Below are 14,809 nucleotides of genomic sequence, written 5' to 3'. Positions count from 1 at the left end.
CTCCAAGCTGGTGAACCCGTGTGGAACCTATTGGGAGCATTTGCGAGTGGCAGCATTGGATTCCCCAGCATCTTGGTCGCTAGCAGGTCTGGCGACTTCGTGCGATTGCCGAGATTACTCGCTCCGCTCGGCTCCGATATCGTGAGGTTGAGCGATCTTCTTGAATCCGCATGTCGTGAGAAAGGAGTAAGATACAGTGCGGAGCTCGAGTAAACTCTCTTGCGGTTCCGGCCAGGTAGAGTGCGAAGGGCTAATGCTGATGGAGTGAATGTGTCCTATCCGTACGAGGTTGATCTAGGCGACGCCGGAGTGGCAGCGCGGGTTGCGATGCGTGGTCGAATGAGACGGGTGATCTCGCTCGCCGGCTTCGCCGCCGTCGTCGTCGTCTTGGTAGTCCTTTCCCTCGGGGCTTGCAAACTGCCTAGGGATATGTTTCTTGTCGTTCTCGCTGCCGGCTTTGCGGCTACCTCGGTTTGGCAACTGACGGTTTCGATTGGAAGTCGGCGTCCGCCAGTTTCAGAATTGGATCTGGTCCTCGTAAGACTTGATGGCCTGTCCATGCCAAAGTTAGATCCGTCTGAGTTGTCCCGGTTGTTTCGTCGTGGGCATCTAAACGCTGCTGTTGGCGAACTTGAGCTCTTGGAGGAGGAGAATTCGATCAGGTTGCGATTTCGTCCACGTTCTCAGCCGACGGAACCTCCGGCATTTCGACCGCGAGGTCCCGCGGGTTACTAACTGAAACGCCCATACACGGGTCTGCCTTCAGTTGAGCGGCTCACCCACGAGACGCGAATGTTGGGGAGAGCCTCCTGGAGGTCCACCGTTGGGCCGTCGCCGAGCAAGGCTTCGTCTGGAGTTGGATACTCGCGGATCGCGTCACTTCGATGGTCTGGGTGAATGTCAATCGGCGGCGATGTCGCCAGAGTGACCCCAACAGTTGGGCCAAGTTGGGCGCACGAAATCGCTCGATCCCGTCAACGACGTCCGATGCCGTAAGGTGCCTCTGACCTGCGATAACGTCGCTTCTCAATACTTTTCCTACGCCGCCCGAACGAACTCTCGAGGCGGTAGCGCGGGTTCGAGTCCATCGGGGCCTCGGGTCTCTCATTTTCGGTCCGAAGCGCTGGGGCCAGACTGGGCCACATCCACATCGGTGTGGGTCGCTTGGACCGCCGTGTCCATCTGCGTCGTGAGTCTGCGCGTGCCCTCACCTCGCGATGCCACCTTTGAACTCCGTCCGGACATACTCAGGTGTGATGGATGAAACGGACGAGGGCGTCTGGGGACGGATCCTCGCGGGTGATCCGTTGTCGTTCGGAGTGATCTGGGATCGACACAAGGACCGAGTGTTCACCCACGTGCTGCGTGGAGGTGCTACACGTCACGATGCCGAGGATCTTGCCGCGATGGCGTTTCTCGAGCTCTGGCGCCGACGGTCCCACGTGACGTTCGTGGATGGGTCAGTGCTGCCATGGCTACTCGTCACGACGCGGAACGTAGCGCGCAACGCCGCTCGATCCCGCCGGAGGTTCGAGAAGTTCCTGGCCACGCTTCCCCCTCCCGTCCTCATCGACGATGCCGCGCGTGCTATCAGCGATCACGAGGACAAGCGGCTGACCGCGTTGCGTGGCGCATTAGCGTCATTGAAGCCAATCGACGCAGACCTACTCGCAATGACGGCAATTGAGGGGTTCTCGATCCGCGAAGCGGCACTCGCGACGGGGGTCTCCGAGTCCGCAGCGAAGACCCGGCTATCGCGCTTACGGCGCCGGTTGAAGTCCACAGCTACTGCGACCCTGCTCCCGGAAGGAGAACCGTCATGATCCAACTCACTGGCGATAGGGCCGACGCGATTCGAGCGGGTCTGATCGCCCATGCCGCCGAGGAAAGCCCACGGCGGAGGAGGGGACTGCAAGCTGCCGGGTGGGCGCTGTCCGGCGTTCTCGTAGGCACAGGCGCGACCTTCGCCGCCTATGCAGCCACCGGTACCGAGGCTCCAGCGGCGCCATCGTCCAAGGGTTTCTATCCAACTGAGATCTACGGAGCGCCGATCCCAGCTCCGGACGGTGTGGTGCCGGGAAGCTCTGTACGAGAGCTTCTGGGAACACCCAGTACTCGCGAGTTCGCTGCCGCGATCGACGTTCCGCTGGGCGATCGGCCCGAAGGCGCGACGGATGTCCACGTGAAGGTGCGGGTCATGGAGGCCGGCACGCTCACAGTCTCCGCAGGGTCGGGCGATTTCTCGACGTGGTCTCACAGCTGGTCCGAAGAAGACCTCAAGAGTGGAGGAACTTACGTGTTCTTCTCGGATTTGGCGCTCACGGCCGATGCAGGTGCCGTCAAAGTCCGTCCGGCTGATGGCTTTGTGGGAACGATCGCGATCCAATACGTGCGGCAGACCCCCACCCAGCTCGGCATCAATGAGAACGGACAAACATTCGGAGTGGGTCGTTCCCTGCACGAGGTTCCAGACTTGGTGTACCGCGGCGACTACAGGTTCGAAGGTGAGCGCGTCCTGGGCTACGCGCGTGTGACCGACCTGAGAGCCTTCAGTCCCGACGACCCGTTCGGACCGACAGATCCTGCCGAGTTGGAACGCGCGCAGCGCGAGCGGGAGAGGCGGTACCCGAATGGTTGGGATGTCTCGGTCTACCTGTCCGATGGGAGAACCCAAGTGGGGACCTTCCACGTCGGCCCCAGAAGCGGCTCATTGATCAACGGGGAATTGCTCGGTACCCGTCCTGAGTTCCTCACGCCGCAGATTCAGGAGTTCGACTGACGGACGCCAGGTTGGAGTGCGGAGGTGGTACTGCCTGCGTTTACTACGACTCTCGCCGAACGGGCGCGAGATGCAGGCGGTCAACACCCCGACAATCGCAGTCCCGTCTACGGCATCGCGTCGCGTAGCCATCACGGGTCTCAGCGATGCCTGAGCAGCTGGGCAGGTCCGAAGGCCAGGACGTCACTGGCGCCGGATCTAGGGTTCCGATGGACAGACCCGTACATGACGTCCTCCTGCGCACTGAGGCGACGGCGTTCTCAGGTTCATTGGTTCAGGGAAGCCAGCGCCCTGCCGCGCCACTCGCTGCTACCGCCCACATGGTTTCGAGAACATAGTGGTGGAACTTACGAGAACCCTGAGGGTCATTGCTCTTCTTCATCTTCTTGTGCTTCGGGTTCGTCATACGCGACCCCTTCCTGAGACGCCCAAATGGGCGCTCACTCAACAGGCGGACGAGCGAAATGACGAGCAGGCCGAGGACTCCCGATGCAACCGAGTGAGAGTTGAACTCACCGGCGCTGGCATCCCTCAACCAACGAACACCTACAGGGTATGGCGAGTCACTACATCCGGCGCGCATTTCGGTCATCGCACGGGATTTCTCATGCACGCGGGCGGGATGGCTCCGGAATGTCACGCTTCTGGAGACGATTCCGCTTGTAGGCACATCATGACGAGTAGGTCTAGGCTTCGTTGAATCCGCGGCGAGTTCTGCGAATTGACTCGCACAGGTCCGCCACAACGGCGAGTGGAGTCGTCTGATGCCGACGTTCGGGATGACGGGCGCGGGCGTGCGCCTGAGCCTGGGCCACCTGAGCCGGCGTGGAGCATTCCCGAGCTGCGGGGAAACCCGCGCAATGTTGACTTCGTCTGCTCGCCGCCGCCGCGGTCCGCAAACAGTCCGCAAGACGTCCCACGGATACCGAGCCTCTCCGACTGTTGCCAACATGAGTGGCAGCGAACTTACACTGGAAACGCTACGTTTTCTCGACTTTCCAACGGCCGCCGCTGTTCACCGTAACCAACCGTGATCGTTCCGCTTCAACGTCTGAGCCTCGGGCGCCCGCCCTCGGTTCAGGGTGGAGCTGTTGCGCGCGGACCCCTGGGCTGAGGGGTGGCCTCACCCTGACAGGCTTCTGTCATGGGTCACGTCGACGTCGCACACCTGGAGTACGTCCTTCCGGACGGGCGGTTGCTGCTCGGTGACGTGTCGTTCCGGGTGGGGGAGGGTTCCGTCGTGGCGCTGGTCGGCCCGAACGGGGCCGGCAAGTCGACGCTGCTCCGGCTGATCGACGGCTCCCTGACGCCCGACTCGGGCACCGTGAACGTCTCCGGCGGCCTGGCAGTGATGCCGCAGTTCGTCGGGACGGTTCGGGACGGCTCGTCGGTGCGTGACCTGCTGGTGAGCGTGGCGCCTGACCGGATCCGCGACGCCGCGCGAGCGGTCGATGCCGCCGAGGCCGCGCTGGCCTCGAACGACGACGAGGCCACGCAGATGGCCTACGCCCAAGCGCTCTCGGACTGGGCCGAGGCCGGCGGCTACGACTACGAGAACACCTGGGACATGTGCACGATCGAGGCGCTCGGTGCCTCGTACTACTCCGTCATGGACCGCGAGGCCGTGACGCTGTCGGGCGGTGAGCAGAAGCGGGTCGTGCTGGAGGCGTTGCTGCGCGGACCGGCCGAGGTGCTGCTTCTCGACGAGCCCGACAACTACCTCGACGTGCCCTCCAAGCGCCGGCTGGAGCACCAGCTGCGCGAGACCCGCAAGACCGTGCTGCTGGTCTCGCACGACCGCGAGCTGCTGTCGGAGGCCGCTGACAAGATCCTGTCGGTCGAGCCGTCGCCGGCCGGAGCCGACGTGTGGGTGCACGGCGGCGGCTTCGCGTCGTTCCACGAGGCCCGCATGCAGCGGTTCGCGCGGTTCGAGGAGCTGCGCAAGCGCTGGGACGAGCAGCACGCGCGGTTGAAGAAGCTGGTGGTGAGCCTGCAGCAGGCCGCCGCCGTCAGTCATGCGATGGCGTCGCGGTACGCCGCGGCGCAGACCCGGCTGAGGAAGTTCGAGGAGATCGGGCCGCCCCCCGAGCCGCCGCGCGAGCAGGACATCACGATGCGCCTCAAGGGCGGCCGCACCGGCGTGCGGGCGATCACCGTCGAGAAGCTGGAGCTGACGGGTTTGATGGCGCCGTTCGACCTCGAGGTGTTCCAGGGCGAGCGAGTGGCCGTGCTCGGCTCGAACGGCTCCGGCAAGTCGCACTTCCTGCGTCTGCTGGCGGGCCAGCCGGTCGACCACTCGGGCGCTTGGAAGCTCGGCGCGCGGGTCGTGCCGGGTCACTTCGCACAGACCCACGCCTACCCCGAGCTCGAAGGCCGCACGCTGCTGGACGTCCTGTGGGCCGAACATGCCCTGCAGCGCGGGCCGGCGATGTCGTCACTGCGGCGCTACGAGCTGGAGCAGCAGGCCGAGACCACGTACGAACGGCTCTCGGGAGGGCAGAAGGCACGGGTGCAGATCCTGCGCCTCGAGCTCGGCGGAGCGACGTCGCTGCTGCTCGACGAGCCCACCGACAACCTCGACCTGGAGTCGGCCGAGGCGCTGCAGGCCGCGCTCGAGTCGTACGAGGGCACCGTCCTGGCCGTGACTCACGACCGTTGGTTCGCCAAGACCTTCGACCGATTCCTGGTCTTCGGGGCCGACGGCGTGGTGCGCGAGAGCTCGGAGCCCGTGTGGGACGAGGGACGCGTGCAGCGCGACCGCTGAGACACTGGACCGTCCGGAACCGCTGCCCACGCGCACCCTCACTCCCAGAGGGCCACGTACGTCCAACCGCTCAGCCAGCAGCGGAGTGAAGTCAGACGCCTCGCCCCTCCACGCATCGCGCAGGGACCCGAACTCCAGACGGCCCATCGTGTGGTCAGTCATCCGTGGCTTCTTGGAGTCGAACGAGAGAAAGCAGCATGGCAGGCCGCGCTGAGCGTCGGGCGCTAGTTCTTGCGCGAACGATAGACGTCCGCGCGGCGCCAGGGTGATCGTTCGCGATGTTCTGGCGCTGAGGCCCGGGTACGGGCCCAACCATCTCAAGATCCGCGACGAATGGCGGGTACTTCCCGACGGGTCCATCCTGAGAAGGACAGCACGCCGGGTGGATCCGACCTCGGCGACCGGACGATGGAAGCCGGCGGCGACTGCGATGCACGGCCACGCGGCCACTCCCGGCGGGGGGCGGACCATGTGCACGAGCATCAGATTCTCCGACGGGAGCGGCCATCTGTACCTGGCCCGCAATCTCGACTGGACGCAGGGCTACGGCGAGCGGGTGGTGGTGACGCCCACCGGTGTCGAGGTGCCCTCGCCCTTCGGGGCGGTGCCGAGTCTCCGGCACGCCGTCATCGGGATGGCGATCGTGGAGGAGGGCACGCCCCTCTACTTCGACTGCGGCAACGACGCGGGTCTGGCGGTGGCCGGACTCAACTTCCCGGGCTACGCGCGCTACGCGCAGGAGCCGGTCGAGGGCGCGACCAACGTCGCTGCGTACGAGTTCCCACTCTGGGTGACGTCCCAGTTCTCCAGCGTCGACGAGGTCGAGGCGGCGCTGCGGAGTCTGGTCATCGTGGACAAGCCCATCAACGATCGGTACCCGAGCTCGCTGCTGCACTGGATCATCGGCGACGCCACACGCGCCATCGTGGTGGAGGCCACGGACGAGGGGGTGCAGGTCTTCGACGACGACGTTGACGTCCTGGCGAACCAGCCGGGCTTCGGCTGGCACCACGAGAACCTGCGCAACTACCTCAACGTCGGCCCGGAGTTCCCCGAAGAGACCGAGGTCGGCCGAGCGCGCCTCGCGCCGTTCGGCTCCGGGTCGCACATGCGAGGGATTCCCGGGGACTACTACTCGCCGTCCCGGTTCGTGCGCGCGGCCTACGTGAACGCGCACTACCCGCAGAAGTCGACGGAGGAGGAGAACGTGAGCCGTGCGTTCCACACGCTCCAGCAGGTCGCCATGGTCGACGGGAGCGCGGCCATGGGCTCCGGTGAGTTCGAGACGACCATCTACACCGGGCTCTTCTCGGCGCGGACCACGACGTACTACTGGAGCACCTACGACGACCCCGCTGTCCAGAGCGTCGCGCTGGCGGACCACGATCCGGCCGGCAAGGAGCTCGTCGTCGTCTGACCGCTGATCGCACCCGGGTCGCGGCTCGGCGATCACCGGGGGCTGGCTCTAGCGGTGTGGCGCTCGTCCCGCTGTCTCGGCGCGGCTGCCGAGGAGGCGGAAGGCCTGGGCGAGCTCAAGCGGCTCCACGGCCTCGATCTCGGCGTCGAAGCGCAGGAGCGAGGCCGCGAGCGCGGGCCACGACCACGAGCCCTCCACGACCCGGGTGCGGTCGTCCGTGACCGCCTCGACGTGGCCGTCGCGGACGAACGGGCGCACCCGGTCGATCGGCAGGTGCACCACCGCTTCGCCGCGGCACGGCCACTCGTTGTCCTCGGACCCGCGGAACCGAGCGGTGACGAAGACGGCGGGGTCGCCGCCCGGCAGGTCGCGCGGGACGAACCGAGGCCCGTTCGGTACACGCGGGCTGATCCGGTCGGCGCGAAAGACGCGCCAGTCCTCGCGGCCGAGGTCCCAGCCGACGAGGTACCAGCGGCCGTGCCGGTGGACGAGGTGATGGGGCTCGACGCGGCGCCGAGCGCCGGCGTGGTCGAACCGCAGGACCTCGCGCGCATGGACGGCGGCGCCGATCGCAAGGAGGACATCGCGGTCGACGGCCGGGCCTGATCGCGCCTCGACCACGTCGACGGGCAGCGCGTCCAGGCGGTGCCGCAGCCGTGACGGCATGACCTGGCGCAGAACGGTGAGCGCCCGCAGTGCCGCCTCGCCGATCCGGTCGTCGAGCCCGAGGCCGGTGGTGGTGGAGACCTGCAGTGAGAGGGCCAGGGCCAGTGCCTGGTCGTCGTCGAGGAGCAGGGGCGGAAGGTCCGCTCCGGCGTCGAGACGATAGCCGCCTGCCGGCCCCGTGAAGGCTTCGATCCGGTAGCCGAGCTCGCGCAGCCGCTCGACGTCGCGGCGCACGGTGCGCGGGCTGACGTCGAGGCGCGACGCGAGCACCTCGCCCGTCCAGTCGCGCCGGGTCTGCAGGAGCGAGAGCAGGGCGAGCAGCCGTCCCGAGGTCGTCGTCACGTCTCGATTCTGTCGCAAGTAGCGGACAGATGCTGACCGCAATGCTCGGAAGGCTGTCACGAGAGCGGCCACCGTGGCCGCCGGAAATGAGGGTCTCCATGTTCAACGTTCTGGGTGACACCAGCTGGTTGGCATTCGGCATCGCCGCCGTCGCATCGATCGTGCTGGCGGGCGTGTGGTTCGCCGTCGTCGTGCCCCGCCCCTATGCACTCGCCCTCGGGCGGGCGGGGGAGTCGACGCCTCCGGTGAGCGCCGTGTCCGCGGTGGGGCCGGTCGTGTGCCAGCTCGTCACCCTGCTCGCGACCGCGGTGCTGCTCGAGGCTCTCGGTGTCACCACGACGGGCGATGCGGTGGTCTTCGGCCTCGTCGTCGGCGTGGGCTACCTGACCGCGATGGCCTTCCAGATCGCGATCAATCCCAACGTCCCGCGACCGCTGCTCTACGGCCTCGTGAACGCGCCCTACTTCGTGGGCACGAGCGTGCTCGCCTCGGTGCTCCTCGTCGCCGTCGGATGACGTGCGAAGGGGTCGAAGGGCGGGGTCACCTCGTGCCCTTCGGCCCTGTGCGCGCCAGCGTTACGGCGGGACGATCGAGGGGTAGGAGGCGAGGGCCATGTGGACGATCCGGAGCATGGGCGGCATCGCACTCCTGCTCGCCGGCAGTACGTGGCTGTGGCTGACGCCGGCGTTCGCCGGGCGCGGCGTCGCGACCTCCGGGGCGCTGTGGTGGGTCACGCGGCTTCTCTGTCTCGTGACGATCGCGGGATTCTGCTTGGCGACCTACGGGCTGTTCGCCCGCCACCCCTGGTGGGAGACGGCGGCACTGACGTCGTCGGCCATCGGGCTCGTCGCCCTCCTCACCTACGCCGTGGCCGCCGCCCGCGGTGGTGAGCCCACCGGCACGTGGCTGTGGAACGCCTTCGTCCACGTGCTCATGCTGGCGGGGATCGCCGCCCTGCTGCTCGTCCCGGCGCTGGAGCGCTGGGTGGACTCCCACGTGATGAGCCCCTAGGAGGAGGAGATCCCATGAGCTGGCTGTTCGGTGCCTTTCTCATCGCCCACGGTCTGGTGCACGCCGCGATCTGGATGGCGCCCGCCTCGGACGACGTGCCCTTCGACGTGCGGCACTCGTGGCTGCTGGGCGAGCTCGGCTCGTCGACGACGGTCGTGGCCCTGGCGGCGGTGGCCGTGTTCGTGGTCGCGGGCGTCGCGTTCCTCGCGGGTGCGCAGTGGTGGCCGGGTGTGTTGTTGGCGGCGTCGCTGATCTCGCTCGCGCTGCTGCTCGTGACCTTCACCCCGTGGTGGCTGCTCGGCGTCGGCATCGACGTGGCGCTGGCGGCCGTGGCCCTGCGGGAGCTGTGGACCTGACCCACCGCTCCGCGGCGCCAGATGTGTAGCGTTCGCCACCGTTCTTCGGCCCCATCCTCCGGAAAGGGGTGGAGACCGCTACACATCTCGCGCGCCGGAGGCGTGGACGCGGACGGAGGTCAGCGCTGGCCCGGCAGGGTGCCGAAGCTGTTGCGGTACCGCGTGCCCTCCTTCGGGCGGGTGAACCGCAGCCCGCTCCACGTGGGGTCGACGGACAGGCAGGTGCTCTCCACGAGGCCGCAGTCGTAGCCGATCTCGATGACCTTCGGAAGGGTCAGGTCGGAGCCCAGGCCGCGTCCCTTCGGCCACGAGAGCCAGAGCTTGCCCTGCGGCGCGACGTGCGGCACGAGGCGGGGGAACTCGGCTCGCATCTGGTCCTGCGTGACGACGAAGAGGTGGAGGTAGTCGATCTCGCCGCGCAACGGCACCATCCTCAGGTCGGGGAGCCCCATGGACTCCGGCACGCCGTCGGGCGCGTGCACGAAGTGGGCCGTCCAGCCGGGCTTCACGCCCATCTTCTCGGCGACGCTCCGGTTGCCCACGGGCTCAGCCCTCGACTCGCACGTGCTGTCGGGCGGGGCGACCGGTCACGACCACGGCCACGGCAAGGGGGAGCAAGATGACGCATCCGGCCGCGCTCGCGTGCGCGAGCGCCTCGTGAATCGGGAAGAGCTCGTTCGGGACGGTCTCGCCGGGGATCGGCTCGTCATGGGACTGGGTCCAGACCGCGAACTGTGCGAGCCACAGCAGCCAGGTGACGAGCCCGATCGCGACCGTGGTCGTGCGGAGTCTGGAGCTCGGCCTCAGGGCGAACGCCAGCGTGATCGCGGCCGGGGCGATGTAGAACGCGAACATGAAGCCCAGGCCGAACCACCAGTCCGCGAGGCTCTCCATGGCGCAAGGCTAGGCCTCGCGGCGCTCGCCGGGGCTGTTTCCGACGGTGACCGGTGGCATGCTGCCACCCATGGAGTCCCGTCACGTCAGCCGCGTCATCGCCGCATCGCCCGAGAAGGTCTACGACTTCGCCGTGGATCCCGCGCACCTGCCGCGCTGGGCGGCGGGGCTGGCTCAGGCCGAGGACATCGAAGTGCAGGGCGACGTCCTGCGGATGCAGTCGCCGATGGGAGAGGTGTCGGTGCGCTTCGTCCCGCGCAACGACCTTGGCGTCCTCGACCACGACGTCACCCTGCCGAACGGCGACGTCGTCACCAATCCGTTCCGCGTGCTCGCGCACCCGGAGGGCTCCGAGATCCTCATGACCGTGCGCCAGCTGGACCTCTCGGACGAGGACTTCGACCGCGACTGCCGCCAGGTGGCGGCCGACCTCGACACGCTGGCCGGCCTGCTCGAGGGCTGACTCAGGGCGAGACGGCGCGCGCCTCGGCCGGGTGTCCGGGCTCGAGGTCGTCCGCGTCCGAGACGCGCAACGGCGTGAACGGCCCGCCGCTGTGGGCCGAGAGCACGCGCGTGGTCAGGCAGACGTGGTCGCCGCCGTCGTCGAGCACCGCGATCCGCTCGAGCAGCAGCCGGTTCGGGAGGTCGCGCAGCAGCGGCGTGCCGTGCTCGTCGGTGTCGACCTCGAGGTCGGCGAACTTGTCGGTCTCGGCGCTGCACACGGTGCCAAACCGCTCGGCGAGCGCGTGGTCCTGGTCGGTGAGGAAGTGCACCGCGAAGTGCGTGGCGCGCAGACCCGTGCGGTACGTGTGGTTCGCCTTCGACAGCCACAGGCTGTAGTGCCCGCTGTCGATGCTGGACTGGGAGTGGAAGCCGACGAGGCAGCCCGCGCGCTCGTCCTCCGCCGCGGTCGTCACCACCACCAGGGGCGGGTCGACGGACGTCATCAGGGACTCGAAGGCCTCGTCGCTCACGCCAGCACCCTACGTCCGCCGGGCGTGCTCCGCAGCGGACGAACGATGAGGCATTCGGGTACCCGGCGGGGCGAAAGGCATCATTCTGCGTCCCCTACGGTGGACGGGTGACCGAGCTGCTGATCGCGCGCCTCGTGCTGTTCGTCGTCATGGCGGGCACGGGAGTGCTGCTGCTGTGGATGGCGCGCGCCGCGGCCTCGGGCCGCCTCCGTCGCAACGCGCTCGCCGGGATCCGCACGCCCAGCACGATGGTCAGCGACGAGGCCTGGCTCGCCGCCCACCAGCGCGCCGAGCGCCCCACGCAGGCAGCGGGGGTCGTGTCGATCCTGGTCGCCCTCGTCATGCTCGCGCCGGTGTCGGAGGCCGTCATGCTCACCACGGTCCTGGTCGGCGCTGCCGCGATGCTCGTGCTGGTGATCCACGGCGCCGTCGTCGGCGGTCGCGCCGCCCGGGCGCTCGACGACTGAGGTCACACGTCGGCGAGGTCCGTCCCTTCCGGTGCCCAGTTGCCGTGGAAGCCCGCGGGCACGCGACCGGGAAGGTGCACCGTCGCGACGTCCTCGAGCGTCGCGGCGTCGAGCAGGCGCAGCTGGCTCCGACCCTCGGCGCGGTCGTGGACGTAGCCCATCAGCACGCCGTCGTCCTCGGCCGTGCCGTCGGGGTCGGGCACGAAGCAGAACTCGCTCGCCTCCATCCCGGAGCCCAGCCGGCGCGCGTCGGTGGTGCCGGTGGCGAGGTCGTGCCGCAGGACGGTGTCGCCCGGGACGCCGTCCTCGAAGCCCACGGCCCAGCCGTACCGGTGCCGTCGTCCCGTGAGCCGCTCGTCATGCCGAGGGAACTCCTGCGACCGCTGGTCCATGCCGCTCTCGTGGGCCCGTCCGGTGCGCAGGTCGAGGGTGAACCGGGTCAGCACCGCAGGGCCCTCGTCCGGCCCGTTGAGGACCGTGTCGAACATCCGCGGGTGCCGCACCACGTCCACCACGACGGAGTCGCCGTCGTCGTAGGCGTTCAGCGTGTGGAAGACGTAGCAGGGGTCGATCTCGAACCACCGCACGGCGTCACCATCGGCGTCGCGCGGCAGGATCCCGATCCGGGCGGGGTAGTCGCGGTTCCACAGGTAGGGGAGTGAGGGCTCGTCGCTCCCGCCGCGCGCGATCCGGGCGATCACCGGCTCCGGCAGCGGATTGCGCCCGATCACCCGGTTGAGGACTCCGCGGACGAGAGGCCTGATGAGGCGCGGCACGTCGGCGGTGGCCATCGCGATGTCGAACGTGACGGGCAGGTCGAGGATCACGACGTGCCGCTCGGTGAGGGCGAAGTCGTGCATCATCGGGCTGCCGTGCACCTCGATGTCGACGCTGCGCCGGATCCGGCCGTCGTTGCCGAGCACCGAGTAGGCCACCTTGTTGCCGCGCATCCAGCTGTAGGACAGGGCGTGCAGCTCCCCGGTGTCGGGGTCGCGATGGGGATGCGCCGCGTAGCCGGGCCGACCGGGCAGGCTCGGCAGGGTGCCGCCGAAGTCGCACGGGCCCACCGTGTCGAGCTCGTGGGCCAGCTCGTAGGGCGGCGCGCCCGCCTCGACGAGAGCGAGCGTGCGCCCGGCGTGCTGCAGGACGTTGGTGTTGGCGGCGAAGTCGAGCTCGCCGGGCGTGCCGCGCACGGGCTCGCCGAGGGCGTCGGCGACATCGGCCGAGCGCACCCAGCGGTTCCGGTACCACTGGGCCTGTCCGTCGCGCAGCCGGACGCCGTGCACCATGCCCTCGCCGAGGAACCAGTGGTGCTGGTCGCCGGGGTCGTCGAGCGGGTTCGGGCCGATCCGCAGGTAGCGGCCGTCGAGGTGGGCGGGCAGTCGCCCGGTGACGGCCAGGTCGGTCGCCGTGAGCTCCTCGCGAACGGGCGCGAAGTTGTCGCGCAGGTACCGGTTCGTCGAGCTGGTGATGGGGTCGATGGTGTGGGTCATGGCGTCTCCTCAGACATGCGCCCGAGCCGCATAACGCTGTTATCGCTCGACCATAACGCCGTTATGGCAGGGTGTCCAGCATGAGCTCGGAGACCACCGCCGACGCGCCGGACGCCCGTCGCAGACTGCTGGAGGAGGCGGCGCGCATCCTCGACGAGCAGGGGCCGTCGGCGCTGTCCGCCCGTCGGCTCGCCACGGGTGCCGGCACCTCCACGATGGCCGTCTACACGCACTTCGGCAGCATGGGCAAGGTCGTCGACGCCGTCGCGACCGAGGGATTCCGTCGCCTCATCGACCGGGTGGACGCCGTCGAGAGGACGGACGACCCGGCGGCCGACCTGTTGGCCACCGCGGCCGCGTACCGCGAGAACGCCCTCCAGAACCCCCACCTCTACGCCGTGATGTTCGGAGCGATCAGTGTGCGTGGTCTGGGTGGCCAGGGACCTGACCCCGATGTGGCCTACGCGGCCTTCCGGCAGCTGGTGACGCTGGTGGAGCGGGCCATGGACGCCGGGAGGCTCCGTCGCGACGACCCGAAGGCCGTGGCGGCACAGTGGTGGAGCGCGCTCCACGGCTACATGATGCTGGAGCTCGCGGGGATGGACCAAGTGGTGAGGGATCCGGAGCACCACGTGCTGTGGCGGCTCATGGGCAACCTCCTCGAGGCGCTCTCGGACTGAGCGCACCCACGAACGATGAGGCATTCGGGGACCGGAGCGGGGCGAAAGTCATCATCGTTCGTCCCGCCGGAGGCCGGCGTCAGGCGCTGCGGGGGGCGTACATGATGACGGCGACGCCGACGAGGCAGATGGCGGCGCCCGCGACGTCCCAGCGGTCGGGGCGGAAGCCGTCCAGGAGCATGCCCCAGGCCAGCGAGCCGGCCACGAACACGCCGCCGTAGGCCGCGAGGATGCGCCCGAAGCTCGCGTCTGGCTGCAGCGTGGCCACGAACCCATAGAGGCCGAGTGCCACGACGCCCAGTCCCATCCACATCACGCCGCGGTGCTCGCGCACGCCCTGCCAGATCAGCCACGCGCCGCCGATCTCCGCGACGGCGGCCACGGCGAACAGGGCGATCGAGCGCAGGACGTCCATGGCGCGATCATGCCGTGTCAGGCTGGAGCCGTGACCGACCAGCCCCAGACGGCCGAGGCGCTGATGCGCTCGCGGTTCGACGCATTCCGGCGCGGCGACCGCGACTGGCTGCTCGCGACATGGCACCCCTCGACCCGCCCGGACGACCTCGATCTCGCGGACAACCCGCGCTGGCGCGGCTTGCAGATCGTCGACACGCAGGCCGGCGGGCCCGGCGACACGACGGGCGTGGTGGAGTTCCGCGCCACGTACCTCGTCGGCGGCGAGCTGGGCATCCTGCACGAGCGGTCGCGCTTCGTCCGCGAGGACGGACGCTGGCTCTACGTGGACGGGGACGTGCGGTGAGCGCCGCGGGAGACCTCCCGACCTCGATCGGCAGGCCGGCGACCCATGCGCTCCACGCCGCCGGCATCACGACGCTCGCGCAGGTCTCCGAGCGTTCCGAGGCGGAGGTCCTCTCGCTGCACGGCGTGGGCCTCAAGGCCGTGCGGCTGCTCCGCGAGGCGCTGGCCGACCGAGGCCTGCGCTTCCGTCCGGGGGACTGACTACGC

Annotated in this window: 18 protein-coding genes; 12 read left to right on the top strand and 6 right to left on the bottom strand. The window is 68.6% G+C overall.

Features of this window, described 5'->3' with window-relative positions; translation table 11 throughout:
- Nucleotides 1-1,256: 1,256 nt before the first annotated feature.
- From O3S82_RS12710 to bsh, 4 genes are all read left to right on the top strand, one after another.
- Nucleotides 1,257-1,823, top strand: a complete 567-nt coding sequence (locus tag O3S82_RS12710; RefSeq protein ID WP_269303264.1) for an RNA polymerase sigma factor — start codon at nucleotides 1,257-1,259, stop codon at nucleotides 1,821-1,823.
- Entirely contained in the window at nucleotides 1,820-2,779 is a 960-nt protein-coding gene (locus O3S82_RS12705; protein WP_269303263.1) for a hypothetical protein, read from the top strand. The genes O3S82_RS12710 and O3S82_RS12705 overlap by 4 nt, the downstream gene beginning before the upstream one ends.
- A 1,144-nt stretch (nucleotides 2,780-3,923) precedes the next feature.
- A complete protein-coding gene (locus O3S82_RS12700; RefSeq protein WP_269303259.1) occupies nucleotides 3,924-5,543 on the top strand; it encodes an ABC-F family ATP-binding cassette domain-containing protein in 1,620 nt (539 codons plus the stop codon).
- 469 nt (nucleotides 5,544-6,012) lie between these two features.
- Nucleotides 6,013-6,960 (top strand): choloylglycine hydrolase, encoded by a 948-nt coding sequence (gene bsh, locus O3S82_RS12695; protein ID WP_269303257.1) that lies wholly within the window; start codon nucleotides 6,013-6,015, stop codon nucleotides 6,958-6,960.
- Between the two features lie 48 nt (nucleotides 6,961-7,008).
- Here the strand turns inward: bsh and O3S82_RS12690 are convergent, their stop codons facing one another.
- On the bottom strand, nucleotides 7,009-7,968 hold the full coding sequence (locus O3S82_RS12690; RefSeq protein ID WP_269303255.1) for a helix-turn-helix transcriptional regulator: 960 nt from the start codon (nucleotides 7,966-7,968) through the stop codon (nucleotides 7,009-7,011).
- Between the two features lie 98 nt (nucleotides 7,969-8,066).
- Between O3S82_RS12690 and O3S82_RS12685 the strand changes: the two genes are divergently transcribed.
- From O3S82_RS12685 to O3S82_RS12675, 3 genes are all read left to right on the top strand, one after another.
- Nucleotides 8,067-8,483 carry a DUF1761 domain-containing protein gene (locus O3S82_RS12685; protein ID WP_269303253.1) on the top strand — a complete coding sequence of 139 codons (417 nt, stop codon included), beginning with the start codon at nucleotides 8,067-8,069 and terminating at the stop codon, nucleotides 8,481-8,483.
- A 115-nt stretch (nucleotides 8,484-8,598) separates the two neighbouring features.
- Nucleotides 8,599-8,979 carry a hypothetical protein gene (locus tag O3S82_RS12680; protein ID WP_269303251.1) on the top strand — a complete coding sequence of 127 codons (381 nt, stop codon included), beginning with the start codon at nucleotides 8,599-8,601 and terminating at the stop codon, nucleotides 8,977-8,979.
- 14 nt (nucleotides 8,980-8,993) lie between these two features.
- Complete coding sequence (locus tag O3S82_RS12675) at nucleotides 8,994-9,335, top strand: hypothetical protein (protein WP_269303250.1); 342 nt, start codon at nucleotides 8,994-8,996, stop codon at nucleotides 9,333-9,335.
- 119 nt (nucleotides 9,336-9,454) lie between these two features.
- Here the strand turns inward: O3S82_RS12675 and O3S82_RS12670 are convergent, their stop codons facing one another.
- Together O3S82_RS12670 and O3S82_RS12665 are read right to left on the bottom strand one after the other, a co-directional pair.
- Nucleotides 9,455-9,877, bottom strand: coding sequence for a hypothetical protein (locus O3S82_RS12670; protein WP_218845716.1), 423 nt, complete (start codon nucleotides 9,875-9,877; stop codon nucleotides 9,455-9,457).
- A 4-nt stretch (nucleotides 9,878-9,881) separates the two neighbouring features.
- Complete coding sequence (locus tag O3S82_RS12665) at nucleotides 9,882-10,229, bottom strand: hypothetical protein (protein WP_269303247.1); 348 nt, start codon at nucleotides 10,227-10,229, stop codon at nucleotides 9,882-9,884.
- 70 nt (nucleotides 10,230-10,299) lie between these two features.
- Between O3S82_RS12665 and O3S82_RS12660 the strand changes: the two genes are divergently transcribed.
- The gene (locus O3S82_RS12660) at nucleotides 10,300-10,692 is read left to right on the top strand and encodes an SRPBCC family protein (RefSeq protein ID WP_179423337.1); all 393 of its coding nucleotides are present in this window, start codon (nucleotides 10,300-10,302) and stop codon (nucleotides 10,690-10,692) included.
- A gap of 1 nt (nucleotide 10,693) precedes the next feature.
- Here the strand turns inward: O3S82_RS12660 and O3S82_RS12655 are convergent, their stop codons facing one another.
- Complete coding sequence (locus O3S82_RS12655; protein ID WP_179423339.1) at nucleotides 10,694-11,203, bottom strand: flavin reductase family protein; 510 nt, start codon at nucleotides 11,201-11,203, stop codon at nucleotides 10,694-10,696.
- A 107-nt stretch (nucleotides 11,204-11,310) separates the two neighbouring features.
- Between O3S82_RS12655 and O3S82_RS12650 the strand changes: the two genes are divergently transcribed.
- Nucleotides 11,311-11,670, top strand: a complete 360-nt coding sequence (locus O3S82_RS12650; RefSeq protein ID WP_179423341.1) for an SdpI family protein — start codon at nucleotides 11,311-11,313, stop codon at nucleotides 11,668-11,670.
- A 2-nt stretch (nucleotides 11,671-11,672) separates the two neighbouring features.
- Here the strand turns inward: O3S82_RS12650 and O3S82_RS12645 are convergent, their stop codons facing one another.
- A complete protein-coding gene (locus tag O3S82_RS12645) occupies nucleotides 11,673-13,163 on the bottom strand; it encodes a carotenoid oxygenase family protein (RefSeq protein WP_269303242.1) in 1,491 nt (496 codons plus the stop codon).
- Nucleotides 13,164-13,243: 80 nt separating this feature from the next.
- Here O3S82_RS12645 and O3S82_RS12640 point away from each other — a divergent pair, with 80 nt between their 5' ends.
- The gene (locus tag O3S82_RS12640; RefSeq protein ID WP_269303240.1) at nucleotides 13,244-13,843 is read left to right on the top strand and encodes a TetR/AcrR family transcriptional regulator; all 600 of its coding nucleotides are present in this window, start codon (nucleotides 13,244-13,246) and stop codon (nucleotides 13,841-13,843) included.
- Between the two features lie 79 nt (nucleotides 13,844-13,922).
- On the opposite strand, the gene O3S82_RS12635 is transcribed toward O3S82_RS12640, so the two are convergent.
- On the bottom strand, nucleotides 13,923-14,258 hold the full coding sequence (locus O3S82_RS12635) for a YnfA family protein (RefSeq protein ID WP_179423347.1): 336 nt from the start codon (nucleotides 14,256-14,258) through the stop codon (nucleotides 13,923-13,925).
- Nucleotides 14,259-14,288: 30 nt separating this feature from the next.
- Here O3S82_RS12635 and O3S82_RS12630 point away from each other — a divergent pair, with 30 nt between their 5' ends.
- Together O3S82_RS12630 and O3S82_RS12625 are read left to right on the top strand one after the other, a co-directional pair.
- Nucleotides 14,289-14,603 carry a YchJ family protein gene (locus O3S82_RS12630; RefSeq protein ID WP_269303237.1) on the top strand — a complete coding sequence of 105 codons (315 nt, stop codon included), beginning with the start codon at nucleotides 14,289-14,291 and terminating at the stop codon, nucleotides 14,601-14,603.
- Nucleotides 14,600-14,803 carry a hypothetical protein gene (locus tag O3S82_RS12625; RefSeq protein WP_269303235.1) on the top strand — a complete coding sequence of 68 codons (204 nt, stop codon included), beginning with the start codon at nucleotides 14,600-14,602 and terminating at the stop codon, nucleotides 14,801-14,803. Before O3S82_RS12630 ends, O3S82_RS12625 begins: the two co-directional genes overlap by 4 nt.
- The last annotated feature ends 6 nt before the right edge of the window (nucleotides 14,804-14,809 follow it).

Origin of the sequence: Aeromicrobium sp. HA, from assembly GCF_027171405.1 — a bacterium.
Taxonomy (GTDB): domain Bacteria; phylum Actinomycetota; class Actinomycetes; order Propionibacteriales; family Nocardioidaceae; genus Aeromicrobium; species Aeromicrobium tamlense.
The sequence above is the reverse complement of the archived record's forward strand: the minus strand, read 5'-3'. Positions and strand labels throughout refer to the sequence as shown.